The organism is Haloferax litoreum, from assembly GCF_009674605.1.
Taxonomy (GTDB): domain Archaea; phylum Halobacteriota; class Halobacteria; order Halobacteriales; family Haloferacaceae; genus Haloferax; species Haloferax litoreum.
Map to the genome: position 1 here is coordinate 739174 of NZ_WKJO01000001.1, position 25743 is coordinate 764916.

The following is a 25743-nucleotide window of genomic DNA, read 5'->3' on the forward strand; positions in this document are numbered from 1 at the left end:
GTCGTTCGCGTCGGAAAACTCGCGGTCTCTTCCTCAGGCCGGTTGCTCGCCGTCGGGCGTCGTCGGGAACCGGGACTCGGCCACTGCGAACGTGAGCGTACTCAGCACACCGAGGAGCGTGCCGACGGTGAGTGCGACGGCGAGGCCGGTGAGGTAGAACTTCTGGACGCCGACGACGCCCTCCGGGAGGAAGAACCCGGAGAGTGCGTAGAGGACGATGGCGATAGCGGCCACGTAGAACGGCGCGTTGAGGTAGCGCCATTTGAACCGGTCGTGGAGGTACTCGTCGGTCACTTGCCCGAGACTGCTCGTGATACCGGCGGCGGCGAACCACTCGACAGCACCGTGGACGAGTGCAGCGAGGACGAGTCCCGCGGGTGGGTTGCCACCGACACTCTCTGTGACGGTCTGGAGGAGTTCGATACCGCGAACCCCACCAACGACGAGGAGTGCCGCGGCCGCGACGTAGGTGATGATGGTGACACGGCCTGCGTAGAGGACGTTCCGGGCACGATTCGCCGCTTCGTCGACGGCGGTTTCGAGGCCGAGGCCGCGAAACAGGGTGTAGAGGCCGAGCAGCGCCGAGATGAGCCCCAAGACGACGGCACCGGGCACGTCGAAGAGACTCGCGATGGTGACGAAGGGGTAGATGAGGAGCAAGATACCGAGTGGGACGAGAATCGTCCCGCGCGTCTCGGGGTCGGCGAGTACCTGCTTCATCGTGTAGTACATCGATTCGAGGTTCTGCGCCTGCCTGACGACGACGCGGCGAACGCCGTCGATAGGAACCCGTGAACGGATGACCGGGAGGACCGATTCGTCCTGTGCGCCGTCGGAGATGACGATGGCGTGGATGGACTCGGCGGTCGAGATACTGGCGAGGACGGTGTCTATCTCCTCGCCGATGGCCCGATTCGCCTTCACATCGCTTCCATCGACGCCCGTGACGGCGGCGACTTCGACCTCTTCGTCTTCTTCTTCGAGGAGTTGGTCGTGGACGCGGATTCCCTGAAACAGGACGTTCACGTCAGAGTCCTCTGGGTCGGCGGTAGCGAGTGCCACTGCCGCGTCCTCGACGTTCTGTCGGCCGACGACTGGGGTCGAGAGTCCCGTCTTCCGGCCAAGGTCGTCGTCGAGGTCGACACAGAGGACCAAGAGCATCGTTGGTTCCTATGCCATGGGGATATATCTGTTTTCGGGGGCGCGGTCAGTGAGTCGTGGTCCGTCGGTCAGCGCCCACCGACACCGCCCGAACGAGTGTCACGCCGAACCCTCGGAGTCACCGACGGTATCGAAGAGTATCTCGAACCGTGCACCGCCGGTGTCGCTCTCGGCGGTTCGGATAAGCCACCCGTGCGTGTGGACGATTTGCCGGACGATACCGAGTCCGAGTCCACGCTCTCCGTCGTCTGTGGAACTCACGCCCGTGTCGAAGATATCGTCACGAACCGACTGGGGGATACCGGGGCCGTCGTCTTCGACGAAGAATCCGCGTCGCGACGGCAGTTGACCGATGCGAATCACGAGTCCTGTGCCGTTGGTCGACGCACCGTGTCCCACAGCGTCGTCGGAAAGATTCTGACGGCCTGTTGGGCCATGCTCGACAGCGTCATCGGGCTTCGGCCGATTGCTCGTGGAAGCGTGTTCCACTGCGTTGCGAAAGAGGTTCTCGAAGAGGCGTTTCACCCGACTCTCGTCTGCTTCGACGACCGGCAGGTCGCTGATTTCGAGCCTGACGTTTTCAGTGCCCGACCGACTCATCTCCCATGCAACCGCTGCAGTGTCGGCTAACGCGACGGGAGACGTGTCGATGGCGACCTGTTCGTCGCACGCCATCGAACGAACGTCATCGATTACCTCTTCGATTCTGCGGTGGGCACGTTCGACGTGCTCGAAGTGGTCCAGGTTCCCGTCTTCGCGGGCGAGGCCGAGTCTCCCCTGTGCCACCGCCAGTGGGCCACGAATGTCGTGCGACAGGACACGAGCGAACGCTTCGAGGCGAGCGTTCTGTTGTGCGAGTTCCTGCTCGCGTCTGATTCGGTCCGTGAGGTCGGTCATCACGCCGAGCACGTTCGAGACAGTACCGTCTTCTGCGAACAGTGGGACTGCCCGTGCGGCGGCCCACCGGATGGTCTCAGTTCCTTCGGGGGAGAACCGAAACTCGAAGTCGTATCGCTCTTCGACGACGCCCGCCTCGATATCGGCGAACAACCCGTCTATCTCCCGTTCGAGTCGGTCCCTGTCGTCGACGTGGACGAGTTCGAGAAACGACAACGGGTTCTCGTAGAGTGCTGTGCGTGGACGTCCCCAGACCTCCTCGAACGTGTCGTTGATGTAGACGATGTCGAACGCGTCGGGTTCGGAGAGAAAGACCATGTCCGGCAGCGACGAGATGACCTGTCTGGTGACGCGTTCTGACCGTCTAAGTTCGCGTTCCGAGGCCAAGCGAGCAGTGACGTCCGTCGCCGAACCGACGATGACCTCCTCACCGCCGACCGTCACACGCCGACCGGAGACTTCCATCGAAATCGGTCGACCATCACCAGACAGTACGTCGACGGTGTGCGCCATGGCGTCGACACTGCCGTGGTCTCTGGGGGCGATGCCTTCCTCGATTAGATGACGGTCCTCGTCGGCAACGAACTCGACGACTGGGCGGCCGAGAGCCTCGTCCGGGTCGTAGTCGAGGCGGTCGAGCAGGTAGTCGTTCGCGTACCTCAGACGGCCGTCTTGGACGACGTACAGTCCGACGAGTGATTGTTCGACGATGGCTTCGTACCACGAGTTCATTCTGTCGCGTTCCGCAGAGTGGCGTGCGTCCGAGACAGCATCTCGGATGCGGTTACGAAGCGTGTCGAGCGTCGCGTTCGAGTGATCTTTCGGAAGATATCCGGTCGCACCGGCGGCGGTGGCGTCACCCGCAATGGATTCAGACCCGTGGCGAGTGAACAGGATGAACGGGAGGTTCGGGTGTTCTTCGCGGACCGTCCGAAGCACGTCGATGCCTGTGGTCTCGTCGAATTCGTACTCCGAGACGACGCAATCGACCGTCGACTCGAAGACGCAGTCTACCGCCTTCGTCGGGGAACGAACGGTGTTCACGTGGATGTCTTCGGTTGCGCCGAGTACCGCCGCCGTTGCTGCGGCGAACGCACTCTCGTCGTCGACCAGAAGGACGTGAATGGGAGCGTCTGCTTCACGGACGTCCCGAGGAGCCATACTATAATGTCAGGTTAATTGATAATAATCGTACCGCCGGATTTGGCCTCCTCGCCGGTCCAAGTCGGACGCCTTTTGACGATGCACCAAGTATACGCCTACAACTGAATGATCTCGAAGGGTTGCGAACAGTGCGCCATGGGCGGAAAGATGGTGCTGTTCGTCTACGGGTACTGCGACCAGCGTGATTGTTTCTACTGCCCACTCGGCGAGAACCGCAAGAACGTGACCGACGTGTACGCGAACGAGCGACTCGTCGAGTCCGACGAGGACGTCATCGAGGAAGCAACGCGGATGGACGCCCTCGGGTCGTCCATCACCGGCGGCGAACCCCAAGAGGCGCTCGACAAGACCTGTCACTACATCTCGCTTCTCAAAGACGAGTTCGGCGAGGACCACCACATCCACCTCTATACGGGTATCACGGGCGGGCGCGAGAACATGCGCCGCCTCGCCGAAGCGGGCCTCGACGAGATTCGCTTCCACCCGCCGCTCGAACTGTGGGGCGACATGCACGGCACCGAGTGGGAAGACATCCTCTACATCGCCCGCGAAGAGGGTCTCACGCCGGCGTTCGAGATTCCGGGCATCCGTGCCGAACCGGAGTTCCTCGAATTCCTCGACGAGGGTGCCGCGGAGTTCTGCAACATCAACGAGTTCGAGATGTCCGACGGGAACTACCGCCGGATGCAACAGAAGGGCTACGAACTCCAAGAAGGCCACATGTCGGCCGTCGACGGCTCGAAGCAGGCTATCCTCGACGAGATGGGCGACCACGAGCGGGTCTACTTCTGTACGTCTGTCTTCAAAGACGCCGCCCAGCACCGCAACCGCCTGAAGCGGATGGCACAGAACCTGAGCCGACCGTTCGACGAGGTGACCGACGACGGGACACTCGTCTACGGAAAGACCTACACCCCGGCCGAACGCTTCATCGAACTCGGCGTCCCCGACGAGTTCTACACCATCAAGTCGAACCACGTCGAAGTCGCGTGGTGGTTGCTCGAAGAGATGATAGAAGACGGTGACGTCGACGACGGCGAAATCGTCGAGCAGTACCCGACGTACGACGGAACAGTGGTCGAACGAACGCCACTGGCGTAGAGGCTGTCGTTTCCTTCCCCTAGCTCTGTTGAAATCCTCAGTCAGTGATAGTTCGTTAGAGTCGTGCTGAATACAGGGCGCGAGTCGGTTAGGGGAGACTGATTACAAAACGAACTGCTGAATTGTTCGTTGCAGGTAGGTTGATAATCGGATGCCCAGTACAAATGTAATATGCTTGAATCGTCATTTGCTCGTTTTGTGACGACCGTTCTGGGTGTCCTTTTCTTTGCACAATTGATAGACGGACTGTTCATCCCGCCTGACCCGTTCTCGCAGTTGCTCTTCATCGGCCCAGTGATGATTGTGACTCTTCCGGTTGCGTACTACCTGAGTTACCGAGGCGGGTACGAGCGACTGGCAACACGTGTGGTTTGGTGAATTTCCCACACTCAATCTCGGGGGAGTAAGCCGAACCAGCTTGAATACAACAGCAGGGATTTGCCGAATACAGCCTCTGTCTGTGTCACGCACTTCCTCTCAAGGTCTGAGGGATTCAACAGAGTGCCTCCCCTCTCGTTTCTTCTCGTCTATCTCCGTCGCCCTCGCGTGAGCGCGACGAACAGACTCGGTGCCACCACGAGCGACGCAGCGGCCGCTGTCGTCGCATCGAGCGGCAATCGCATCGCGAGGCCGAACACCGCGACTGAGAGACCGAGGAGGACGCCGGCGACGATGCCGATGCGTTGCTGTCGGTACGTCGGACGGAAGCCACGAGCGTCGGCGTAGAGCGCCCCCGAGAGACCAATCACGAGACCGAGAACCGCACTGAGTGTTTCGAGCAGTGGTGCGAACGCGAGGAACGTCGCGCCGACAGCAACAGCAGCGACGAGGGTCTGCATCGGTGACAGCGGGTTCACGCCGGCACCGAATCGAGTGGCGTAGGCGGCCGGCGGCAACACGACCACAGTCGCCGCCAGTAGTGCTGGAACGAGACCGACAGACGGGCGTTCGAGGAGGGCAGCACCCATGGTAACCACGCCGAGTGCGACGCCGATGCCGAGGATGACCCTCGGTGGGAGCGCCTCTGTCGGGCCGTCCGACCGAACGATACCGAACGCGACGAACGGGTAGCAGACGACGACACCGAACAAGAGCGGGCGGAACAAGGCACCGGTCAGAACTGCGGCGGAGACAGTCGCAGAGAGTCCGAGGAAGACGCCGATGAGGAGTGCGAACTCGGGGACACGTTCGGCCATGGTTCGGGGTTCGGGTGGGCGGCAGAAAGCGTTTCGACGGGTGACGGCCTACCCGCAAGCGTTTAGACTACCCCTCGTGTACCTCCGCCCATGTCGGACTGTCCACTCGCGGACGAGTGCCCCAGTTTCTCGGAACGAATCGCCGGGATGGGGTGCCAATACTACGGCGACCGTGGCGGTGCAGAGTGGTGTGACCACTACGAGCGGCCCATCTACGAACTGAAGCAACAACCCGTCAAACCGGGCGAGGAAGTCGTCGTCACCGTGGAGGACATCCACGAGAGCGGTGCTGGTGTCGGGCGAACCGAAGACGGGTTCATCGTCTTCGTCGACGGCCTGCTGCCGGAGGCGCGGGCAATCGTCCGAATCGACCAGGTCAAAGGAAGTCACGCTCGCGCGAAGAAAATCGTCGAGAGGCTTCCGCTCGACCCCGACGCGGACGAAGCGGAGGGCGAGACCAGCGAGGAAAGCCCCGCTGATCCAACAGAGTCGAAGAAGCGCTCGAAACCCAAGCGACCCGAAGCACTTGGGAGCAGAGACAACTTCTGGGGCGAGTAGCGGTACCTCGCTGCCGCGGCCCAATGGACAGTCAGCCTGCTGTATCTTTTTTCACCCCGGAAGCATATCCCGTGGTATGAGCGACGCTGGACACGACGACGAGACGGTCCCCGACGTAGACGAACTGCTCGACGCGGCAGGGTTCGACCCCGAGCGGAGCGTTCTCACCCGCCGTCAGGCCGAAGTCCTCGCACTCCGCGAGCAGGGAGTGCGCCAGTCGACCATCGCCGACCACCTCGGAACCTCGCGTGCGAACGTCTCCAGCGTCGAAGCGAGCGCCCGCGCCAACGTCGAGAAGGCCCACGAGACGGTTACGTTCGTGGACGCACTCACCGCCCCCGTCCGCATCGAAGTGCCCGCCGGGAGCGACCTCTACGACGTTCCGAAGCAGGTCTACGACGCCTGCGACGAGGCAGGTGTCAAGGTCAACCAGACAGCCCCCGACCTGATGAAAATCGTCTCTGACGCCGCCGGTGAGGCCGTGAAAGGCCGGGAAATCAAAGAACCGCTCTTCGTCGGCGTCACGAGTGACGGACGGGTTCGTGTCCGTCGGCACGCAGACGGGGTCTGACGACTGTCGTGGGCGCGGGAGGCGAGGTACCCTCGAACCACCTGCCCACCCGCCCACCGTACGTTTTTGCTCGCGGCGGGCGTCGCGTCCCACATGGACCTCGGAATCGACGGTGACACGGCGATTGTGACGGCGAGTTCGGCCGGTCTCGGGCGCGCGAGTGCCGAAGCACTCGCGTCCGAAGGGGCGAACGTCGTCGTCTGCGGACGCGACTCGGAGCGTCTCGCGGAGACCGAAGCAGCACTGCGTGACCTCGACGGCGACGTGGTGGGCGTCGAGACAGACATCACGAGTAAGAAAGAGATAGACGCACTCGTGGAGGCGGCCGTCGAGGAATTCGGCGGCGTCGACCACGTCGTTACGTCTGCCGGCGGTGTCCCACCGGGCGGATTCACCGATTTGACCGAGAAAGAGTGGTACGGTGCGTTCGACATGCTCGTGATGAGTGCCGTCTGGACGATCAAGTCTGCCCGTCCGCACCTCGAAGCGAGCGACGCCGGCACTATCACCTGCATCACCTCGACGACTGTCAGAGAAGTCATCGACGACCTCATCCTCTCGAACGCGGTTCGACGCGGTGTCATCGGCCTCGTAAAGTCGCTCTCGCGGGAACTCGCGCCCAGTGTCCGCGTGAACGCGGTCCTCCCCGGCGCACACGAGACGAGTCGCATCGAGGAACTGGTCGAAGCGGCCGTCGAACGCGGCGACCACGACACCTACGAAGAAGGCCTCAAGTCGTGGTCCGACGGGATTCCACTGGGCCGCGTCGGCGACCCACGTGAACTCGGTGACGTGGTCGCATTCCTCGCCAGCGACCGGGCGAGTTTCGTCACCGGTGCGTGCGTGCCAGTCGACGGCGGGCGACTCCGAAGCGCCTGATTAGAATCGGCCTGCTTCTTTCAGCTGCGCGACGACCTCGCGGACACGCTGTGCCTCGGCTTTCGGAACGACGAGGACGGTGTCGTCCCACGAGACCACCGCGAGGTCCGAGACGCCGACGAGTGAGACGTTCGCGCCGTCGGTGGCGACGACGTTGTCGGCGGCGTCGACGAACGTCGGGTCGTCTCCGAGTGCGACGTTTCCGTCTTCGTCGGCGGTGAGAATGCGAGCGAGTGCGTCCCACGACCCCAAGTCGTCCCACTCGAAGTGGACCGGAACGACCGCCGCGTCGGTGGCGCGTTCCATCACTGCGTAGTCGATGCTGACCGCCTCGACGGCCTCGAATCCGGCGTCAGCGTCGCCGTCGTCGAGCGCATCGACTAACGGTTCGAGGGACGAGGCACGCGCGGCCGAAAAGAGGGCGTCAGGCGTCCACGCGAACATGCCGGCATTCCAGAGGTAGCCGTCTTCGACGTACGTTGTGGCCGTCTCTGCATCCGGTTTCTCGTGGAAGGCGACGAGGTCACGATAGTCCCCGCGGTCCGTGCCGGGTTCGATGTATCCGTAGCCAGTATCCGGGCGCGTCGGGTCGACGCCGAACGCGACGAGGGAGTCTGTATCGGCGGCGACGCGGGCACCGCGGGCCATCGACTCGGAGAACCCCTCACCGACGTGGTGGTCGCTCGGGAGGACGACCACGACCGGGTTGTCGTACAGGTCTGCGATTCGGTGGGTCGCGTAGACGAGTGCCGGGCCGGTGTCTTTCGCCGCGGGTTCGACGACGACGTCGGCGTCAGGTGCGTGGTCGGTTATCTGGTCCGCGAAGGCCGGGCGCGTCGAGACGACGACGTGGTCGGCGAAGTCGGCGCGGGCGACAGTCTCGGAGAGAAGCGATTGGTCGCCGTCGAGCGAGAGGAACTGCTTGGGTCGGGTGCTTCTGCTCGCGGGAAAGAGGCGCGTGCCGGTTCCACCGGCGAGGACGAGGGCGACGATTGGGCGGTCCATGCCCGAGGGTCACGCTACAGGGTGAAAATTCTACAGACAGTTGGCCAGTCACCACGTCTCGACGATGCCCTCGCGAATGTCCTCGACGCACCCCTGACAGTCCGGGTGGTCGGGGTCGAAACAGGCGGGGCGGCCTTTGGCGTCGATAGCGACGGCGCGTCGTTCGACATGCCGACGGCAGACGATTTTCGCCCGTCCCTCTGCGTCGTGCGGAAGGGACTCGAACGCGTCGGACGACGAGTGGCCCTCACGGTAGGCGCGTTTGACCTCCTCGTAACGCTTGCCAGCAGTTCGGGCAGCGCTTCGGATGATGCTCTCGAGGCGGTCGTCCATACACAGTGATGTGTGCCCCGAGGCTATCAATTCCTCGCTCTTTTGAGGGGCGACACGCGCGCTCGACCGGTCGACGTTCACTTTCACTCCGCCTCAGACATTTTTATATGAATACGCATCCAAGCTCCGTATGCCTCCCAATGGAAACCAAGGTGGAGGCGAGGAAGACCATGACTGATTTGCGAACCCACGCAGCGGAGATAGCTGAACAGTTCTCGGACCACCTAGACGTGTCCGCAGACGAGGTCGAAGAACGACTCGAGAGCCTCGTCAGTGAGTATCGTGTCCCGGTCGACGAGGCTCGCCGGAGCGTCGTCAACAGTTACCTCGACGAAGCGGGTATCGACCGCGACGAACTCGGCGGCGGTGCCGGCGGCAACGAACAGACCCTGCTCAACGACATCGACGAAGACGAGCAGTGGGTCGACGTGCGCGCGAAGGTCGTCGACCTCTGGGAACCCCGGAGCGACACCATCGCACAGGTCGGCCTGCTCGGCGACGAATCCGGCCGGATGAAATTCGTCTCGTTCACCACGTCCGAACTCCCCGAACTCGAAGAGGGGACGTCGTACGCACTCGGGAACGTCGTCACCGACGAGTACCAGGGCAACTTCTCCGTGAAACTCAACCGCACGACGAGCATCACGGAACTCGACGAAGACATCGAAGTCGGCGACGACTCGACGAGCGTCGAGGGCGCACTCGTGGACATCCAGTCCGGGAGCGGCCTCATCAAACGCTGCCCCGAAGAAGGCTGTACGCGCGTCCTGCAGAACGGACGCTGTTCCGAACACGGCAACGTCGAAGGTGAATTCGACCTCCGCATCAAGGCCGTCCTCGACGACGGCAACGAGGTCCACGAAGTCATCTTCAACCGCGAGATGACCGAGGAACTGACCGGCATCGAGCTGGACGAAGCGAAGCAAATGGCCATGGACGCCCTCGACACCACCATCGTCGAAGAGGAGATGCGCGGCGACCTGGTCGGGTACTACTACCGCGTCACCGGCCCGACGCTCGGGCGGTACGTGCTCGCCAACGAAGTCGAGCGCCTGCGTGACCCGACGGATGCTGAAGAACTGCTCGTCAAAGCGAGGTCGATGTAAATGAGTTCCAACGAAATCCCCACCCGAGAGGTCGCCCGACGCGTCTTCGCAGAAGAGTTCAACGACGCCGGCTACACGTTCAAAGAGTCCGAAGACGAGCGCGCACCCGTCTACTTGCTGCTCCCGACGGGCGAGAGCGCAAACCGTATCTTCCTCGTCGGTACCCTCACCGAGAAAGAGGACGTCGGCGAAGACAACGAGTACTGGCGCGGCCGCATCGTCGACCCGACGGGGACGTTCTTCGTCTACGCCGGGCAGTATCAACCCGAGGCGGCGAGCGCACTGCGTGACCTCGAAGCGCCCGCGTACGTCGCCGTCGTCGGTAAACCGCGGACCTACGAGACGGACGACGGGAACATCAACGTCTCCGTCCGCCCCGAGTCCATCACCGAAGTCGACGCGGCGACGCGCGACCGCTGGGTGACCGAGACTGCGTCGCGGACGCTCGACCGAATCGACGCGTTCGACGACGAAGGCAACGAGTACGCGCTGATGGCGCGCGAGAACTACGACCTGCCGGTCGATACCTACAAAGACGCCGCCATCGCCGCGCTCGAAAGCCTCGAACAGGCCGACGAACTGAGCACGTAACTCGCCTTCACCGAAGCGACGACTTCAGGTAACGAATCAACCACACTGACGGCCCATTCCACCGTCACACGCCCCATTTTACGCGGACGACCACGCCGAGATCCCCCGTCTGACGAAATCTTAAGTGCCCGGCCTACGGAGCGACGAGTATCATGGGCAACAAGAATAAGACCATCTCGTTCCGCGTCAACGAAGACGCGTTCGAGACACTTCGGGAGATTGCCGAAGAGCGGGACATCTCCCTGTCCGCCGTCTTCCGCGACTACGTGGACACGTTAGTTGCCCACGACGGTCAGGTGCAGGTCGTCCCGAAACACGAACTGGAGAAACTCCGCGAAGGAGAGAACGACGAAGAGTCGTTCCCGCCGACGGTCGAAGTGCCGAAGAGTTTCATCCGCGAACACGAGCGACTCGAACTGGAGGCCGAACACCTCCGCGAGCAACTCGAAGAACACAAGGGCTACGTGAACTACCTGCGCGAGCAACTCGAACGTGACCACGACGACGTCGAGGAGGTCATCCAACTGGAGGACCTCGACGCGCCGGGCGAAGAACACTCGTTTCGACTTGGATAGCTGACGGCCTGCGCGACGACGAAACAGACGCTGGCCTCAGCGTGGGCCGACGAGGTCTTTTTTCGCCTGCCGCGCTTCGTCCAGCATCTCTCTGTCGCCTTCCACGTCGGCGAGTGCTTCGACCGATTCGAGCGTCCGAACCGCGTCGTCGAGGAACGACAGCACGTCGCCGGGGTAGGCGTAGACCATGTATTCGTCGCTCATCACGTCGACGATGGCGTCGGGGCCGAGTCCCTGCGCCCGGAGTTCGAGGAGATACGTGATGAACTGCCGTTCGGGGTACCCGGTGTAGATGTCGTCTGAGTTCTCGCAGTCGAGGAAGTCCTCGGCGAAGTCGAGGAGGCGGTCACGAGTCGCACCGTTGACTTTCGAGAGGCCCTCACCGGAGTAGAGGACTTCGAGCGTCGCCCCGCTGAAGACGCGCTTGGGGATGTTGGCATCCAGTTGCGAGACGATTTGGCGGTGGTTTTTGAGATAGATTTTGTCCGTGATAGCCACGCGTGGGCGTTCCTACGAATCTGACGAGCAAAAGATTCCCGCTCTCGTCGCCCCCGAGAGGCGGCTATATTTCTGTCGGGTGCGTACCATCGAGGATGGAACCGAGTCGCATCGGTATTCTCGGCAGCGGAGACGTGGGACGAGCGCTCGGACGGGGGTTCGCTCGTCACGGGTGGGACGTGACACTCGGCACCCGAAGTCCGGACGAACTTCGTGCGGAACTGGGGCCGTCCGAGGAGGGCATCGCCGTCGGGACGTTCGCAGAGGCCGCGGCCCACGGTGATGTGGTCATTCTGGCCGTCCTCGGCGACGCCGCAGAAGCAGTCGTCGACATGGCTGGCACAGACACCTTCGCGGGGAAACTCGTCCTCGACGCGACGAACCCGCTGGACTTCTCCGAGGGTGTTGCACACCTCTCCTTCGGCGGAACCGACTCCCTCGGTGAACGAATACAGGAGAAGCTCCCGGGCGCGTCTGTGGTGAAGTGCTTCAACACTGTCTCGAACATTCAGATGGTGGACCCCGAGTTCGAGGAGGGAACGCCGCCGATGTTCATCTGCGGCGACGACGACGACGCCAAAGCGCAGACGGAGGCCATCCTCGTCGAACTCGGGTGGCCGGGTGTGATGGACGTTGGTGATATCACGTCTGCGCGGTATCTGGAGGCGCTCGTCCCCCTGTGGGTCCGCGTCGGGTCGAATCTGGGGACGTGGAAGCACGCGTTCAAAGCGGTGCAGTAAGTGGTGTTGGCTGGGCAGGCACTGTGAGCGACTGTCACCCCGACGCCGTAGCGTAACGTATTTTAGTCGTAGCGGATTACAGATGGTTGCAGCGTGTCCGGGTTGGGGTAGTGGACTATCCTTCAGCCTTGTGGAGGCTGAGACGCGGGTTCAATTCTCGCACCTGGACCTCTTCTACAAATTTCAGTCAGTGAGCACCGCGTAGCGTGTGCGAACCACACTGAAATTTGGTGTGAGGTATGACTGCGAAATTGAACCAGTGAGCAACTTGTTGCGAACGAGGTTCACGCGAGCGAAGCGAGCGTGAGTACGTGAGGCGCCACCTCACGGCATTCAATTCTCGCACCTAGACCTTCTTCACATTCTCACCCTTCGAGCGTGTGCTCACGCCAGTGAGCACCGCGATACCCGTCTGAGAATGTGCGAAGTCCAACAAAGAGAATTGAATCAAGGAGCGAACGCTAGTGAGCGACCAAAGTTCAATTCTCGCACCTAGACCTTCTTCTCGCACCTGACCTGCCCAGACCCACAAAACACATACACAGTTAGTTTGACATGAACGTGTGAAATCGGTTACACGGGTTCTCGTTCTCGCGGTCGTACTGCTCTCTACCGGGTGTCTCGGTGTCCCGCCCACGGCCGAGCAGACGCAGACGACGACGTCCGCGACAGCGACTCCAACACCAGCGGCACCGATAAGCGACGAGGAGGCAATCGAGCGAGCGACAACGTATCACGAAGCACAGATACGAGACAACATCGACGACGACGAGTACGACGTGGGGCGTCCGACTACACAGGTCACGAATCGAGCGGAGAATGGTGTGTACGTCGAGGTGGAGCAGGGATACTCGCGCACGAGCGATGGGGTTAGAGTAAACCATTTGACAGAGTCAAAATACTTCGTCAACGAGACGACTATTCGGCAGATATACTGAGAGCAGACAGAGACAGGCCGCCAAAAAATTCGCAGTCAGACCGTGACTGCACGCCTCAGTTAGTTACCGAGGCAGGGTCGGTATCGTGCGTCTCTGCCGCGTGTGTTCGGACGAACACGACATGTTCGTCGTCCTCGGATGCGACCGAGAACTCACAGTTGTACCCCCGCGTCGCGGCAGACGACTCGTGTGGACATTTCTGTGTCACCACCTCCGTGGCACGGTAACATAGCACTCGGTTGGACATAACCGTTGTGAACCCACCCGGAGAACGGAGCGAAGTCGTCGGGAGACCGACGAAAAACGAGTACGTCTTTCTCACAGCGACCCTACAACACCGGTATGCGCGTCGCCATCCTCACCGTGGGTAACGAACTGCTCGCCGGCGATATCGAGAACACGAACGCGACGTGGTTAGCCCGGCGACTCACCGAGGGTGGCGCGACGGTGGCGCGAATCCAGACGGTTCCGGACGACCACGAGGTCATCGCAGACGTGGTCGCCGAGTGGAGCACTGCATTCGACGCGGTCATCGTCACCGGTGGCCTCGGCGGGACGCCCGACGACATCACGATGGAGGCCGTCGCGGCAGGGTTAGACCGCGAGTTCGTCGTCGTCGACGAGGCGGCCGAACAGGTCGAAACGACCATCACGGCCATCCTCGAACGCCGGCCAGACATCGACTTCGACCTCGACGTGGCGTGGTACGCCTCGATGCCCGACGGGGCCGAAGTGCTCCCGAACGACGAGGGACTCGCGCCGGGGTGCCGAGCAGGGAACGTGTACGTCCTGCCGGGCATCCCCGACGAGATGAAGCCGATGTTCGACTCGATTGCCGAACGATTCGCCGGCGACAGAGAGTCTCGAGAGTTCTACGCCGATGCACCGGAGGGAGCAGTCGCCCGCGAACTCGGACAGGTCGTCGAGCAGTTCGGCGTCGAAGTCGGAAGCTATCCGAACCGCGGCGGGCCGACGCGCATCAAACTCTCTGGGTTCGACCCCGTCGTCCTCGACGACGCCGTGGCGTGGGTCTGGGAACACGCGACGGTCGACTTGTACGAGACAGTAGCGGAGGTCGAAGAAGCGACCCGAGAAGAGTCGGATTAACGGAGTTGCGCAAGGCCGCCTTCGCTTCGTGGCATCGCATCGAGCGACCCACGACTGCGGATGATGTTGAACGCAGTCACGAGGTCCGACCGCGAGACGAGTCCGACGAGTTCGCCCTGCTCGTCGACGACCGGCAGTCGGCCGACGCTGCGTTCCTGCATGAGGGCGATGGCGTCCATCGCGTCTGCGGAGGGGTCGATAGTCGCGAGGTCGTCGCTCATGATGTCTTCGACGCGGTAGGCGTCGCGTTCGACTTCTCTAACGCCGCGAGCGTCGTCTAGTGTGACCATCCCGACGAGGGCACCGTTTCTGAGGACTGGGTACCCGGTGTGCCGTTCGACGAACATCCGTTCGAGGAGTTCCGCGACGCTCGTCTTCTCGTCGACGACGTCGAGGTTCTCGCGGGCGGTCATGATGTCGTTGACGACGACGTCCTGGAACGTCGCTTTGAGGACGGTCTGTTGGGCCTCTCCGGACGCGCCCATGTAGATGAAGAACGCGAGTGCGACCAAGAAGAGGTTGAAGAACAGGCCGAAGATACCGAGCAGGAAGGCGAACACCTTCCCGACTTCCGCGGCCATCTGGGTGGCCTTCGCGTGCGGGCGATTCCGGGCGAGGAGGGCACGGAGGACGCGCCCACCGTCCATCGGGAAGCCCGGAAGCATGTTGAACACCGCGAGCGAGACGTTCATCAGTGCGAGATAGCCGGTGACGAACTTCAGCGGTGCCTGCGACTCGGGAAGTGCGACAAAAACGGCGTACGCGACGATGCCGATGGCGACCGAGACGAGTGGCCCAGCGACGGCGATGGTGAACTCCTGTTTCCAGTCTTCCGGAATCTCCTTGAATCGGGCGACACCCCCGAAGAGCCACAGGGTAATCGACTCGATTTCGTAGCCGTATCGCATGGCGACGAGCGAGTGCCCGAACTCGTGGAGGAGGACACCAGCGAACAGGCCGATTGCGGCGGCACTGCCGAGAATCCACTGGAGGGACCCGTCTGAGAGGGCAGCACCGTCGATAGACGTGCCGAAGAGGTCGTTGATGAGGAGCGATAGGTTGCCGACGTCAGACCCGATAAGCCACGCAAAGAGCGGGAGAATGAGTAGGAACGTGAGGTCCAATCTAATCGGGATGCCGAATGCGCTACCGACGCGGATTCCTCGCATACCGGTACTAGTCACGCAGGGGGCTTAAGTAGTCAGGCCAGCGGGAAGGGGGCAAGGTTTACGCGGACCGGCGATGCACGGAGAGACATGAGTGATACCCGACCGAACCCAGTCGTCAAGCGCGGCGGCGATATCGACTACGAGGCAGTGGGTGCCGCCGAGGGGATGTCGAAAGGCGTCCTCGTCTCGGACGCCGACGGCGCGCCGAACTTCGCCATTCGACGATTCGTCCTCGACGCCGGCGCGTCCGTGCCGAAACACACGAACGAAGTCGAACACGAACAACACGTCCTCTCCGGGCGCTACGTCGTCGGTATCGAAGACGAAGAGCACGAAGTCGAAGCGGGCGACTCCATATTCATCCCCGCCGGCGTCGTCCACTGGTACCGAAACGAGTCCGACGAGGAAGGGGCGTTCCTCTGTGCAGTCCCGAACGGTGACGACACGATTCAGGTCGTCGACGACGAGTAGACGCCACAGGCGCGACTCGCAGGCGAATCCCTGAAATACCACCTCACCGTAGCAGGCATCGTGTCTAAACAGGTCACCCGCGTCGACACGCTCTTTCTCCACCAGATGGACGACGACTACCTCGTGGTCGTCCAGCGGGATGGAAAGCGGGTGCTCCGCGGTAAACTCGAACTGAAAGAGACGAACGCGGGGCCCCGCCCGTTGCGATTCCTCGTCATCCGCAAGGGCGAGGAGACGCCACGAGACCCGAGTCAGTTCGTCGAACTCGCCCGGTCGGCCTCGCGGATTCGCATCTCCCAACAGACCTCGAACGATGGGCGCGAGGAACTCAAGGAGATGCTCGGTGGCTACCAACTCGAAGCGCTCGTCGTCCGAACCTGCCGCCGGTGTTCGGCGAACGGTCGCTACTCCCCAATCACGGACGAGACGGCCATCAAAGCCGAACACGAGTACGTCTGCCGCGACTGCGCCGTCCGCGAACTCGAACAGGAACTCTCGTTCGCCGGCGGCCTCACGAAAGCGGCCCAAGAACGCCTCGAAGAACTCCTCTACGAGACGCAGGACCTGACCCGAATCACGAACCTCTTACAGGGCGAGTTGGACCCCGACCTGACGAAGTTCGACACCATCAGCGCGACGACCGAAGACGTGGACCTCGTCGACACCGCCGACCTCGACGTGCATCCCAATCTGAAGTCGATGCTCACGGACCGATTCGAGACGTTACTCCCCGTCCAGAGTCTCGCCGTGCGAAACGGTGTCCTCGACGGCGACGACCAACTGGTCGTCAGCGCCACCGCGACGGGGAAGACCCTCATCGGCGAACTCGCCGGAATCGACCGCATGTTGAAGGACAAGGGGAAGATGCTCTTTTTGGTCCCCCTCGTCGCCCTCGCCAACCAGAAACACGAGGACTTCAAAGAGCGGTACGGCCACCTCGGAAAGGTCACCATCCGCGTCGGCGCGAGTCGAATCAACGACGACGGAAACCGCTTCGACCCGAACGCCGACGTCATCGTCGGTACCTACGAGGGTATCGACCACGCCCTCCGGACGGGCAAGGACCTCGGCGACATCGGCACTGTCGTCATCGACGAGGTCCACACGCTGAAAGAAGAAGAACGCGGGCACCGCCTCGACGGGATGATTTCGCGGTTGAAGTACTACTGCGAGAAGCGAGCAACCCGCCGCGACAACTACGACGGCGCGCAGTGGATTTACCTCTCTGCGACCGTCGGCAACCCGAAGTGGTTGGCCCAGAACCTCCGTGCCAACCTCGTCGAGTACGAAGACCGACCAGTCCCTATCGAGCGACACGTCACCTTCGCCACGGGGCAGGAGAAACCCCGCATCGAGAACCGTCTCGTCAAGCGGGCGTTCGACACGAAGTCCTCGAAAGGCTACCGGGGGCAGACGATTATCTTCACCAACTCGCGGCGACGGTGTCACGAGATTTCGCGGAAACTGGAGTACAACGCCGCGCCGTACCACGCCGGGTTAGACTACAAGCGCCGAAAGCGGGTCGAACGCCAGTTCGCCAATCAGGACCTCGCCGCCGTCGTGACCACCGCCGCACTCGCCGCCGGTGTCGACTTCCCGGCGTCGCAGGTCATCTTCGACACGCTGGCGATGGGTATCGAATGGCTCTCCGTACAGGAGTTCAGCCAGATGCTCGGGCGGGCGGGGCGACCCGACTACCACGACAGAGGGACCGTCTACCTGCTGGTCGAACCCGACGCCTCGTACCACAACTCGATGGAGATGACCGAAGACGAAGTCGCGTTCAAACTCCTGAAAGGCGAGATGGAAGCGGTTCGAACCGTCTACGACGAGTCCGCCGCCGTCGAAGAGACGCTGGCCAACATCGTCGTCGCCGGGAAGAAGGCGAAGTCGCTCAACGACCGGATGCTGGGAGAACTTCCGACGACCCACGCGGTGGGTAAGTTGCTCGAATGGGGCTTCATCGACGGCCTCGACCCGACACCGCTCGGCCTCGCCGTCACCCGGCAGTTCCTCTCGCCGAGTGAAGCGTTCCGCATCCTCGACGGTATCCGGAACGGTCTCTCGCCGTACGACATCGTCGCCGACCTCGAACTCGCCGAGGAAGGCCGGTAGCGACTTCCGAATCCCGCACGCTTTTCGGGTGCCGGCGCGTCCGTGACTCCGTGGTAGCGATAACGCCGGCCATGCTCGTCGTCTTCGCCGTCATCCTCGTCGCGTTGGCGTTCTTTGCGACCGAACCGGTTCCGGTCGACGTGACGGCAATCGGAATCATGGTGACGTTGATGCTGATTCAGCCCGTCTCGGAGGCACTGGTAGGTGTCGGTCTGCTCGGGACACCTATCGTCCTCTTCGAGTCGTATCCGAGTGACGCGCTCTCGGGATTCGCGAACACGGCGACGCTGACGGTCCTCGCGATGTTCATTCTGAGCGAGGGTGTCCAACGAACCGGCGTCATTCAGATACTCGGCGCGAAGATTTCGGCGGTCACCGGCGAGAGCGAGTTGAAGCAACTGGGGGCGACTATCGGCGTCGTCGGTCCCATCTCTGGGTTCATCAACAACACCGCCGCCGTCGCCATCTTACTGCCGATGGTAACCGACCTCGCAGAGCGCGGGCGAACGTCGCCGTCGAAACTCCTCTTACCGCTCTCGTACGCCTCGATGTTCGGCGGCATGCTGACGCTCATCGGAACGTCGACCAACATCCTCGCCAGCGACGTGTACTCGCGTATCACCGGCGAAGCGCCCTTCTCGATGTTCGAGTTCACGACGCTCGGTGCCCTCGTCATGGTCGTCGGGACGATTTACCTCCTCACAATCGGCCGACGACTCACGCCGGCGCGCATCGAACCGCGCCTCGACCTGACCGAAGAGTTCGAGTTGGCCGAGTACCTCACCGAAGTGGTCGTCCGCGACGACTCCCCACTCATCGGCCAGCAGGTCCAGAAAGCCCTCGTCGAGACGGAGTTCGACGTGGACCTCCTCCAACTGATTCGCGGCGACAGCGTCTTCCTCGAACCCCTCGGGCCGAAGGAGATACAGACTGGCGACGTGTTCACAGTCAGGACTGACCGCAACACGCTCGTCGAACTCCTCGACGTGGAGGGCCTCGACCTCGTCGGGGCAACGGTCACCGAAGACGAACTCGAAATCGCCGACAGAGGGCAGAACCTCGTCGAAGTGGTCATCGCACCGGGGTCGTCGCTCGTCGGCGAGTCGCTGGCGACGGCGAGTTTCCGCCAGCGATACGACGCGACTGTCCTCGCCCTCCGGCGTGGGGGCGAACTCATCCGACGCCGGATGGACAACCTCCCACTCCGCGTCGGTGACACGTTGCTCGTACAGGCGACGACAGAGAGTATCGAGCGCCTCGACACCAACCGTGACTTCATCGTCGCCCAAGAAATCGAGCGTCACGACTACCGCGAGTCCAAGATTCCGGTCGCCGTCGGTATCGTCGCGGGCGTCGTCGCGTTGGCGGCACTCGACTTCATTCCAATCGTCGTGTCGGCCTTGCTCGGGTCGCTCGCGATGGTTGCGACGAAGTGCCTCCGTCCGCCCGAACTGTACGACGCCGTCCAGTGGGACGTCATCTTCCTCCTCGCGGGAGTCATTCCGCTCGGCATCGCGATGGAGAATTCAGGTGCCGCCGAACTCCTCGCCGAGATGGTCGTGATGAGCGGCGAATTCCTCCCGCTCGTCGCCGTCCTCGGCGTGTTCTACTTCGTGACGGCGTTGTTGACGAACGTCATCTCGAACAACGCGAGCGTCGTCCTCATGATACCCGTCGCTATCGAAGCGGCGGCGACGTTGGGCGCACGTCCGTTCTCGTTCGTCCTCGCGGTCATGTTCGCGGCGTCGACGGCGTTCATGACGCCGGTTGGCTACCAGACGAATCTGTTCGTGTACGGTCCCGGCGGGTACAAGTTCACAGACTACATGCGCGTCGGTGGCCCGCTACAACTGGTCCTCGGCATCGTGACGACCATCGGAGTGGCGTACTTCTTCCCCCTCACCTGACGAGTAGGAACGAAACCCTTTACACTACGACGAGAAGAGAAGTATATGCGGGACCGTGGGTTAGCCTGGTATACTTCGGGCCTTGGGTGCCCGTGACCCCGGTTCAAATCCGGGCGGTCCCATTTTGACGCGAACGTGACATTCGAGCACCGCGTAGCGTGTGCGAGGCACACCAAGTACCTGGTGTGATGGCGGTCAGAACCCGAATCCCACCTGCGCCGTCGTCCGGAGGTGTTATCCGTGGACAGAAGAGAAGGTGAGTAGGCGGCACGGTCAGCAGCACCTTTCAACCACCGTGGTTTCCACGTGTGGTCGTCGCTGACTGGCCTACCCCGTCTCTCTAACAATCACGAGCGACGGCGCTCGTACATCCCGAAGACACTACACACAGAGCGTCAGGTACGTAACCAAGCCAGTCGACTCTTCGCCGAACTGTCCGTCGGGAGCGACCCCAGAGTGCGGTTCAGACTCGTGAGATTCTGGGCGACAAGTATATGTGGGGTGGTCCCATGCGACACAGTGTATCGCTATGAAGCCGTGCCACAGTTGTCAGTCGGTCATCGACGAGTACATCTTGGACAAACAACTCGAGAACCTACGCGACCTCACAGTCGACGATTTCAACGTCTGTGCGGACTGTGCGACCATCGTCGACGATGCGTGCGTGGAGTGCGGCGGTGCAGTGTACGTCCCGCGAGGGGAATCAATCACGCCCGACTATTGTCCGGCGTGCCGGTCTGACCTCATCGAACGCACCGGCCACGACCCCGGGTGGACCTGCGATACCATCTCGACCTGAACGGTACCGTAGCCCGGGACCCACAGTTTCTGCGCTCACACGCAGCCGATAGCGGTTCGCTCCCTGAGAACGGACGTGACCCGCCGCGAGCGACTCATCCGCCTTTCTTTCGGTAGCAAAAGCGCTCACCGACAGGTGACTGTCCGGCCGCGACGTCGAGTCTGCTGACGAAGAGGTCCCGAATCGCGAGCGTGACGACCAACTCGACGGACTCGCCGTCGTCACTCCGGGCGTGGACGACCCAGTGACCGTCGCGTTCTTCGACTGCCTCGACGGTCCCTTCGGTCCAGCGGTCGACGTCGTGCGTCGGTTCTCGGGCGTGGATTCTATCGTGGGCCATCTGTCAGGCCGCGACCGCACGCTGTGCTGTCGCGTTCGTTTCGCTCTCGTTCGTCTGCTGGATGACGTAGCGTTGGCCGACCATCGGGTCGAGTAAACTGTCGATAGGGGCGCGGTCGTCGCGCAGAAGGGGCACGTCGTCTGTCGGTTCGTCGTTCCGGTACGACGAGAGTTCGGCGGCGAGGTCGATACCGACGTCGCGTTGCTGATTCCGCGCCTGCAACTCGTCGCGCGTCACGAGCGTCGCGTCTTTCGTCGCCACGACTTCGATGTTCTGGACGACGACGCTCCCGGCGGTGGGGAAACTGTACACCTGCGGATAGACACGGTTCATCGTCTTGTACTCCGCGCGGTAGAACTGCGAGGCGGGACCGGAGGGCGCGGAGATGACGTTCGCGAAGAGGATTCCGTCTTCGTCGAGTCGCTCCGAGGTGAGGCGCATGAACTCCACCGTCGTCAGTTCGAACGGAACCTTGTCCTTCCGGTAGGCGTCGAGGACGATGAGGTCGTACGTCTGGTTCGTCTCACGGAGGTACTGCCGCCCGTCCATGGTGTAGATGTTGAGTCGGTCGGACTCTTCGACACCGAAGTACTGCTTCGAGACGGACACGACTTCGGGGTCTATCTCCACCACGTCCACGGTCACGTCGGGATACATCTCGTTGAACACTCGTGGGCCGGTGAACCCACCGCCGCCGACGAACAACACCCGGTCGATGTCGTCGGAGAGCAAGAACGGGACGTGGAAGTACGACGTGTAGTCGAAGACGTGTCGCGTCGGGTCGTCGAGGTCCATCGCGCTGTGCGGTTGCCCGTCGAGATAGAGCGTTCGCGTGTCGCCGGCGTCGACGACGCGGAGTTCCTGATACGCGGTCTGTGTGTGGTAGACCGTGGTCCCGGCGCTGTCGAGGCCGAGACCACCAGACATCGTGGCGGCGACGAGCAGAAGACTGACACCGACGCTCCAGTACACCTCGTGGCGACTGACGTTCGGGCGAGCGATGTGAACTGCCGTAACCACCGAGATGACGCCCAGAACGAGGCCGATTTGGGGGACACTCAACGACGGGATGAGGACGAACGTCGTCGCGAACGCACCGACGATACTCCCGATGGTTCCGACTGCGTAGACGTGGCCGGACGCGGCACCGACTTCGGACCGTCCCGACAGTTCCGCTGCGTACGGGCTGATATAGCCGAGGAGATACGTTGGCGGGCCGAAGAGCAACGTAATCGCCGGGAGCGACGCGAATCGACTCGGCAGTGGCAACCCGGCCATCGACTGCAAGAAGAGGTCGCCGAGGAGGATGACACCCGCGATGTACGCTGCCGTGGCGATGAACACGCGGACGAGGCGGTCGTTCGACGCCTGTTTCGCCTGTTTTCCGCCTCGATGATAGCCGAGACTCAACGCGGCGAGGAAGACGCCGATGATACTCCCCCACGTGTAGATACTGCTGCCGAACTCGGGTGCAATCATCCGGCCCGCGAGAATCTCTAGTCCCATACTCGTGACGCCGGAGACGAACACCGCCAGTTCGGGCCGTGTCATCCGGAGAGGAGAGAGGGAGGGCGTCGAAGCCATACTGAACTCGTAAGGGCCAGACAGGTATTAAATCACACCAGTGACACCTGCGAGAGTGTCGGTGCGGAGGACTCGGAGGAATGATGAATTCTACAGCATCGAGATGCCGGTGAAGATGACGTATCCGGCGACGAACGAGAGCGCGAACGACCCCGCCCACGCCCCGAGCGTCTTGAAAACCTTCCCGCGACTGATGCCCGAACCACCAGAGATTGCCGCCCCACTTCCGATGATTGCGGAGACGACGATTTCGTTGAACGAGACGGGGACACCGAGGAAGACGGCGACCTGTGCGATGAGGAACGAAGGAATCAACGCCGAAATCGCCCGACGTGGGCCAAGCGACGAGTAATCCTGTGAGAGCGATTTAATCATCCGAGGCGCGCCCATCCACGCTCCGACGAGGATACCGAACCCGCCGCCGACGAGGACGGCAGTGAGTGGAATCGACATCGTATCGAAGAGCGGGAGCAGTGGTCCGACGGCGAGTCCGACCTGCGACCCGCCGGCCGAGAAAGCGACGAGAGAACCGAGTGCGAGGAGGAACCGGTTCATCGCCCGGTGTTCGTCACGGTGGATGTCGAATCGGACGAGCGCAGCGATACCGACTGCGAAGAGGAGTGTCACGACGAGTGGGCCACGTGCGGTCATCGAGTCGAGCGACGCACCGACGACGCTCGCAAGCGATTGGCCGCCGTCTGGCCCACCGAGGACGGCGAACTCGATGTTGGCGACGACGGCGCTGACGCTGGCGGCGAGCGCAGGGATACAGATAGACTCGGGTGCCCACTCACGCGAGAGCACGCGGGCGAGTCCGTAGGCGAGTCCCCCTCCGACGAAGGGCGTGAGTACCCACACCGACGCGATTTCTTGGTACTTCGCCCACGCCGGGGCACCGCCGAGTGCGATGCCGATACCGATGACCGCACCGGTGACCGTGAACGCCGTCGCAATCGGGATTCCGGTCACGATGCCAATGGCCATGAGGCCACCCGCGAGGAGTAAGACGACGACGGCGGCAATCGGTGAGAGCGAGACGCCGTCGATGAGACCGGTCCCGATAGCGGCTGAAACGCTCCCACCTTGGACGACAGCACCCAGAAACGCGATGACACCGACGACGAGTCCCGCGCGCATTATCGAGATGGCGTTCGCGCCGACTGCCGGTGCGAACGGCGTCGCACCCGCCGACCCGGCACCGATTATCCACGCCATGAACAGGCTCACTGCACTCGCCACGGCGACGAGGGCCAGAGACAACACATCAACCATCGGAACGCTCGGGAGAGACCATCATGCTTCGAATTCGGAGGCGGGCAGTCTGTCTACAGGTGGAGGTTCTCAGTCGGGGTCAATTAAGTCTTAAGATAGTGTTTCACATTGGCCGCAATACTAATCAGAATCTCGGGGACGATTGTGCATTGAAAGCGTGGTAGAGAGAATTTCACTCCATGGGTTGTGACTCGCCACCTTACAAACGGCCCACGGCTATACAATTCTGTGTGGTGGACGGACACTGTCGTCGGAGACGGCCCACGAGAGGGATAGCGCAGAGAGAAAGAGAGGGGGCGCGAAGGTTCATATACGAAGCCGAGACCAGACACCCCGTGTCGTCACGAATCGCCGTCTCGGACCTTGCACACGCCGCGTATTGCCCACGGCAACTCTACTACGCGCGCCGCGACAGCGACAGAGAACCGCCGCCTACCGTCGGCGACGTTCGCGCTCTCGCGTTCGAGTACACGTCTCTCGTCGACGCCAGCGACGACGAACTCACTGCCAAGCCACTGGCGACCACCCCCACCACGTACCGGCGGAATCTCCGCCGACTCCGCGAGCGAGACGAGTGGGAGTCGCTGACGAACCCAACGGGCAAGGACGTCGTACTCACGGGGAAAGACTGCCGCGGCGTCGCGCACAAACTCGTCGGCGACCCCCCAGTCCCGTCGTTCGTCTCCCCGGGGACGCCGCCCGAGCGAGGCGTGTGGGAACCCCAGCGAGTCCGGGCCGTCGCGTTGGCTAAGGCCCTGTCGTGGGAACGAAAATCAGCAGTCGAGCGAGCGTTCGTCGAGTATCCAGCAGTCGGTGTCGTCCGACCCGTCCGACTCACGACACAGAACAAAGCGGCGTACCGTCGAGCACTCAGGATTGCACGCGGACTCGACTTCGTCCCACCGCGTCTCCGTAACTCGGCGAAGTGCGAGGGGTGCGCCTACCGAGAGCAGTGTGGGGTCAAGACGCGCTCGTTGCGCTCACTCGTTGGCTTCTAACCACGCCTCGATGTCGTCGGCCATCGCGCCACGGCGGTGGATGACACCTTGGCCGGGGTCGACGACGGTACTCTCGGTCCCCGGCGTCGTCCCACCGTCGACGACGACAGCGACGGCGTCGCGGATTTCGTCCGAGAGTTGTTCGGGGTGCGTGATGCTCCCGGTCCCAGAACGGTTCGCGCTGGTCGCCGTCACTGGCGTCTCCGCCGCGCGGAAGAGTCGGCGTGCGAGTCCGTGGTCGGGGACGCGGACACCGACACGGTCACGTCCGGCGACGAGTACGTCCGGAAGCGTATCGCGGCGTTCGACGACGACGGTCACCGGGCCGGGGAGAAATCGGCGCATGAACGCCTCCTCACGCTCGTCGGCGACGACGTGTTCGAGTGCCGCGTCGACGTCCGGGAACCCGGCCGAGAGCGGTTTCGAACGGGCTCTGCCTTTGATGTCGAAGACGCGTTCGACGGCCGCCGGGTCCGTCGCGTCCGCGCCCATCCCGTAGACAGTCTCGGTCGGATAGACCACCGCCTCACCGCGGCGAATGGCGGCGGCCGCCGCCGCAACGTCGTCGTCACTCATGGGCGAATCGAGGAACGACGGGCGAAAAAGCGTGACGAAACAGGGTCTCGTGGACGGGTGAAGCGGGACGGAACGAGACGAAGATGCGGAAC

Annotated in this window: 27 protein-coding genes and 2 tRNA genes; 18 read left to right on the top strand and 11 right to left on the bottom strand. The window is 62.5% G+C overall.

From position 1 onward, the window contains the following. Nucleotides 1-33: 33 nt before the first annotated feature. The gene (locus tag GJR96_RS03840; RefSeq protein ID WP_151161719.1) at nucleotides 34-1161 is read right to left on the bottom strand and encodes a DUF373 family protein; all 1128 of its coding nucleotides are present in this window, start codon (nucleotides 1159-1161) and stop codon (nucleotides 34-36) included. A 99-nt stretch (nucleotides 1162-1260) separates the two neighbouring features. Next, a complete protein-coding gene (locus GJR96_RS03845; protein WP_151161720.1) occupies nucleotides 1261-3219 on the bottom strand; it encodes a PAS domain S-box protein in 1959 nt (652 codons plus the stop codon). A gap of 108 nt (nucleotides 3220-3327) precedes the next feature. On the opposite strand from GJR96_RS03845, the gene GJR96_RS03850 reads away from it, so the two are divergent. Beyond that, nucleotides 3328-4323, top strand: a complete 996-nt coding sequence (locus GJR96_RS03850) for a radical SAM protein (protein ID WP_151161721.1) — start codon at nucleotides 3328-3330, stop codon at nucleotides 4321-4323. A 171-nt stretch (nucleotides 4324-4494) separates the two neighbouring features. Then, entirely contained in the window at nucleotides 4495-4701 is a 207-nt protein-coding gene (locus GJR96_RS18595) for a DUF7534 family protein (protein ID WP_449271777.1), read from the top strand. Nucleotides 4702-4850: 149 nt separating this feature from the next. On the opposite strand, the gene GJR96_RS03855 is transcribed toward GJR96_RS18595, so the two are convergent. Further along, nucleotides 4851-5519 (bottom strand): hypothetical protein, encoded by a 669-nt coding sequence (locus tag GJR96_RS03855; RefSeq protein ID WP_151161722.1) that lies wholly within the window; start codon nucleotides 5517-5519, stop codon nucleotides 4851-4853. Between the two features lie 90 nt (nucleotides 5520-5609). Here GJR96_RS03855 and GJR96_RS03860 point away from each other — a divergent pair, with 90 nt between their 5' ends. The 3 genes from GJR96_RS03860 (at nucleotide 5610) to GJR96_RS03870 (ending at nucleotide 7527) form a co-directional block, all read left to right on the top strand. Continuing rightward, nucleotides 5610-6077, top strand: a complete 468-nt coding sequence (locus GJR96_RS03860; protein WP_151161723.1) for a TRAM domain-containing protein — start codon at nucleotides 5610-5612, stop codon at nucleotides 6075-6077. 76 nt (nucleotides 6078-6153) lie between these two features. Further along, nucleotides 6154-6648 (top strand): Tfx family DNA-binding protein, encoded by a 495-nt coding sequence (locus GJR96_RS03865; protein ID WP_151161724.1) that lies wholly within the window; start codon nucleotides 6154-6156, stop codon nucleotides 6646-6648. Nucleotides 6649-6741: 93 nt separating this feature from the next. Beyond that, nucleotides 6742-7527: an SDR family oxidoreductase gene (locus tag GJR96_RS03870; protein ID WP_151161725.1), complete on the top strand. Its 786-nt coding sequence runs from the start codon at nucleotides 6742-6744 to the stop codon at nucleotides 7525-7527. On the opposite strand, the gene GJR96_RS03875 is transcribed toward GJR96_RS03870, so the two are convergent. Then, complete coding sequence (locus GJR96_RS03875; RefSeq protein ID WP_151161726.1) at nucleotides 7528-8532, bottom strand: mannose-1-phosphate guanylyltransferase; 1005 nt, start codon at nucleotides 8530-8532, stop codon at nucleotides 7528-7530. It lies immediately after the preceding gene. 48 nt (nucleotides 8533-8580) lie between these two features. Beyond that, nucleotides 8581-8865, bottom strand: coding sequence for a DUF7091 family protein (locus GJR96_RS03880; RefSeq protein ID WP_058571374.1), 285 nt, complete (start codon nucleotides 8863-8865; stop codon nucleotides 8581-8583). Nucleotides 8866-9035: 170 nt separating this feature from the next. Here GJR96_RS03880 and GJR96_RS03885 point away from each other — a divergent pair, with 170 nt between their 5' ends. The 3 genes from GJR96_RS03885 (at nucleotide 9036) to GJR96_RS03895 (ending at nucleotide 11137) form a co-directional block, all read left to right on the top strand. Continuing rightward, nucleotides 9036-9971 (top strand): replication factor A, encoded by a 936-nt coding sequence (locus GJR96_RS03885; protein WP_151161727.1) that lies wholly within the window; start codon nucleotides 9036-9038, stop codon nucleotides 9969-9971. Next, on the top strand, nucleotides 9972-10562 hold the full coding sequence (locus GJR96_RS03890; protein WP_151161728.1) for an RPA family protein: 591 nt from the start codon (nucleotides 9972-9974) through the stop codon (nucleotides 10560-10562). 152 nt (nucleotides 10563-10714) lie between these two features. Continuing rightward, entirely contained in the window at nucleotides 10715-11137 is a 423-nt protein-coding gene (locus GJR96_RS03895) for a ribbon-helix-helix protein, CopG family (RefSeq protein ID WP_151161729.1), read from the top strand. 36 nt (nucleotides 11138-11173) lie between these two features. On the opposite strand, the gene GJR96_RS03900 is transcribed toward GJR96_RS03895, so the two are convergent. Then, nucleotides 11174-11635 (bottom strand): DUF5814 domain-containing protein, encoded by a 462-nt coding sequence (locus GJR96_RS03900; RefSeq protein WP_151161730.1) that lies wholly within the window; start codon nucleotides 11633-11635, stop codon nucleotides 11174-11176. A gap of 95 nt (nucleotides 11636-11730) precedes the next feature. Between GJR96_RS03900 and GJR96_RS03905 the strand changes: the two genes are divergently transcribed. The 4 genes from GJR96_RS03905 (at nucleotide 11731) to GJR96_RS03920 (ending at nucleotide 14420) form a co-directional block, all read left to right on the top strand. Next, a complete protein-coding gene (locus GJR96_RS03905) occupies nucleotides 11731-12375 on the top strand; it encodes an NADPH-dependent F420 reductase (RefSeq protein WP_151161731.1) in 645 nt (214 codons plus the stop codon). A gap of 96 nt (nucleotides 12376-12471) precedes the next feature. After that, a tRNA-His gene (locus GJR96_RS03910) sits at nucleotides 12472-12544 on the top strand. Between the two features lie 394 nt (nucleotides 12545-12938). After that, the gene (locus GJR96_RS03915; RefSeq protein WP_151161732.1) at nucleotides 12939-13313 is read left to right on the top strand and encodes a hypothetical protein; all 375 of its coding nucleotides are present in this window, start codon (nucleotides 12939-12941) and stop codon (nucleotides 13311-13313) included. A gap of 342 nt (nucleotides 13314-13655) precedes the next feature. Beyond that, complete coding sequence (locus GJR96_RS03920) at nucleotides 13656-14420, top strand: competence/damage-inducible protein A (protein WP_151161733.1); 765 nt, start codon at nucleotides 13656-13658, stop codon at nucleotides 14418-14420. On the opposite strand, the gene GJR96_RS03925 is transcribed toward GJR96_RS03920, so the two are convergent. Continuing rightward, entirely contained in the window at nucleotides 14417-15589 is a 1173-nt protein-coding gene (locus GJR96_RS03925) for a M50 family metallopeptidase (RefSeq protein ID WP_151161734.1), read from the bottom strand. The two genes, GJR96_RS03920 and GJR96_RS03925, sit on opposite strands and share 4 nt — an antisense overlap. 87 nt (nucleotides 15590-15676) lie before the next feature. On the opposite strand from GJR96_RS03925, the gene GJR96_RS03930 reads away from it, so the two are divergent. The 5 genes from GJR96_RS03930 to GJR96_RS03950 all read left to right on the top strand — a co-directional run bounded on the left by GJR96_RS03930 (nucleotide 15677) and on the right by GJR96_RS03950 (nucleotide 20881). Then, the gene (locus GJR96_RS03930; protein ID WP_151161735.1) at nucleotides 15677-16060 is read left to right on the top strand and encodes a cupin domain-containing protein; all 384 of its coding nucleotides are present in this window, start codon (nucleotides 15677-15679) and stop codon (nucleotides 16058-16060) included. 60 nt (nucleotides 16061-16120) lie between these two features. Beyond that, entirely contained in the window at nucleotides 16121-18175 is a 2055-nt protein-coding gene (locus GJR96_RS03935) for a DEAD/DEAH box helicase (protein ID WP_151161736.1), read from the top strand. 50 nt (nucleotides 18176-18225) lie between these two features. Further along, a complete protein-coding gene (locus tag GJR96_RS03940; protein ID WP_151161737.1) occupies nucleotides 18226-20082 on the top strand; it encodes an SLC13 family permease in 1857 nt (618 codons plus the stop codon). Between the two features lie 49 nt (nucleotides 20083-20131). After that, nucleotides 20132-20204, top strand: a tRNA-Pro gene (locus GJR96_RS03945). Nucleotides 20205-20611: 407 nt separating this feature from the next. Then, complete coding sequence (locus tag GJR96_RS03950) at nucleotides 20612-20881, top strand: DUF7571 family protein (protein ID WP_151161738.1); 270 nt, start codon at nucleotides 20612-20614, stop codon at nucleotides 20879-20881. A 94-nt stretch (nucleotides 20882-20975) separates the two neighbouring features. On the opposite strand, the gene GJR96_RS03955 is transcribed toward GJR96_RS03950, so the two are convergent. From GJR96_RS03955 to GJR96_RS03965, 3 genes are all read right to left on the bottom strand, one after another. After that, nucleotides 20976-21221 (bottom strand): DUF7861 family protein, encoded by a 246-nt coding sequence (locus GJR96_RS03955; protein ID WP_151161739.1) that lies wholly within the window; start codon nucleotides 21219-21221, stop codon nucleotides 20976-20978. A gap of 3 nt (nucleotides 21222-21224) precedes the next feature. Then, entirely contained in the window at nucleotides 21225-22805 is a 1581-nt protein-coding gene (locus GJR96_RS03960) for a spermidine synthase (protein ID WP_151161740.1), read from the bottom strand. A gap of 90 nt (nucleotides 22806-22895) precedes the next feature. Beyond that, nucleotides 22896-24077, bottom strand: coding sequence for an inorganic phosphate transporter (locus GJR96_RS03965; RefSeq protein ID WP_151161741.1), 1182 nt, complete (start codon nucleotides 24075-24077; stop codon nucleotides 22896-22898). A 335-nt stretch (nucleotides 24078-24412) separates the two neighbouring features. On the opposite strand from GJR96_RS03965, the gene GJR96_RS03970 reads away from it, so the two are divergent. Next, nucleotides 24413-25075 carry a CRISPR-associated protein Cas4 gene (locus tag GJR96_RS03970; protein ID WP_151161742.1) on the top strand — a complete coding sequence of 221 codons (663 nt, stop codon included), beginning with the start codon at nucleotides 24413-24415 and terminating at the stop codon, nucleotides 25073-25075. Here the strand turns inward: GJR96_RS03970 and GJR96_RS03975 are convergent. Then, nucleotides 25058-25651, bottom strand: a complete 594-nt coding sequence (locus GJR96_RS03975; RefSeq protein WP_151161743.1) for an L-threonylcarbamoyladenylate synthase — start codon at nucleotides 25649-25651, stop codon at nucleotides 25058-25060. The genes GJR96_RS03970 and GJR96_RS03975 overlap by 18 nt on opposite strands. Nucleotides 25652-25743: the final 92 nt, after the last annotated feature.

Excerpts from the sequence above, each read along its gene's own strand:
- GJR96_RS03840 (WP_151161719.1), bottom strand. The coding sequence starts at position 1,161 with ATGCTCTTGGTCCTCTGTGTCGACCTCGACGACGACCTTGGCCGGAAG.
- GJR96_RS03845 (WP_151161720.1), bottom strand. The coding sequence starts at position 3,219 with ATGGCTCCTCGGGACGTCCGTGAAGCAGACGCTCCCATTCACGTCCTT.
- GJR96_RS03850 (WP_151161721.1), top strand. The coding sequence starts at position 3,328 with ATGATCTCGAAGGGTTGCGAACAGTGCGCCATGGGCGGAAAGATGGTG.
- GJR96_RS18595 (WP_449271777.1), top strand. The coding sequence starts at position 4,495 with ATGCTTGAATCGTCATTTGCTCGTTTTGTGACGACCGTTCTGGGTGTC.
- GJR96_RS03855 (WP_151161722.1), bottom strand. The coding sequence starts at position 5,519 with ATGGCCGAACGTGTCCCCGAGTTCGCACTCCTCATCGGCGTCTTCCTC.
- GJR96_RS03860 (WP_151161723.1), top strand. The coding sequence starts at position 5,610 with ATGTCGGACTGTCCACTCGCGGACGAGTGCCCCAGTTTCTCGGAACGA.
- GJR96_RS03865 (WP_151161724.1), top strand. The coding sequence starts at position 6,154 with ATGAGCGACGCTGGACACGACGACGAGACGGTCCCCGACGTAGACGAA.
- GJR96_RS03870 (WP_151161725.1), top strand. The coding sequence starts at position 6,742 with ATGGACCTCGGAATCGACGGTGACACGGCGATTGTGACGGCGAGTTCG.
- GJR96_RS03875 (WP_151161726.1), bottom strand. The coding sequence starts at position 8,532 with ATGGACCGCCCAATCGTCGCCCTCGTCCTCGCCGGTGGAACCGGCACG.
- GJR96_RS03880 (WP_058571374.1), bottom strand. The coding sequence starts at position 8,865 with ATGGACGACCGCCTCGAGAGCATCATCCGAAGCGCTGCCCGAACTGCT.
- GJR96_RS03885 (WP_151161727.1), top strand. The coding sequence starts at position 9,036 with ATGACTGATTTGCGAACCCACGCAGCGGAGATAGCTGAACAGTTCTCG.
- GJR96_RS03890 (WP_151161728.1), top strand. The coding sequence starts at position 9,972 with ATGAGTTCCAACGAAATCCCCACCCGAGAGGTCGCCCGACGCGTCTTC.
- GJR96_RS03895 (WP_151161729.1), top strand. The coding sequence starts at position 10,715 with ATGGGCAACAAGAATAAGACCATCTCGTTCCGCGTCAACGAAGACGCG.
- GJR96_RS03905 (WP_151161731.1), top strand. The coding sequence starts at position 11,731 with ATGGAACCGAGTCGCATCGGTATTCTCGGCAGCGGAGACGTGGGACGA.
- GJR96_RS03920 (WP_151161733.1), top strand. The coding sequence starts at position 13,656 with ATGCGCGTCGCCATCCTCACCGTGGGTAACGAACTGCTCGCCGGCGAT.
- GJR96_RS03925 (WP_151161734.1), bottom strand. The coding sequence starts at position 15,589 with ATGCGAGGAATCCGCGTCGGTAGCGCATTCGGCATCCCGATTAGATTG.
- GJR96_RS03930 (WP_151161735.1), top strand. The coding sequence starts at position 15,677 with ATGAGTGATACCCGACCGAACCCAGTCGTCAAGCGCGGCGGCGATATC.
- GJR96_RS03950 (WP_151161738.1), top strand. The coding sequence starts at position 20,612 with ATGAAGCCGTGCCACAGTTGTCAGTCGGTCATCGACGAGTACATCTTG.
- GJR96_RS03955 (WP_151161739.1), bottom strand. The coding sequence starts at position 21,221 with ATGGCCCACGATAGAATCCACGCCCGAGAACCGACGCACGACGTCGAC.
- GJR96_RS03960 (WP_151161740.1), bottom strand. The coding sequence starts at position 22,805 with ATGGCTTCGACGCCCTCCCTCTCTCCTCTCCGGATGACACGGCCCGAA.
- GJR96_RS03965 (WP_151161741.1), bottom strand. The coding sequence starts at position 24,077 with ATGGTTGATGTGTTGTCTCTGGCCCTCGTCGCCGTGGCGAGTGCAGTG.
- GJR96_RS03975 (WP_151161743.1), bottom strand. The coding sequence starts at position 25,651 with ATGAGTGACGACGACGTTGCGGCGGCGGCCGCCGCCATTCGCCGCGGT.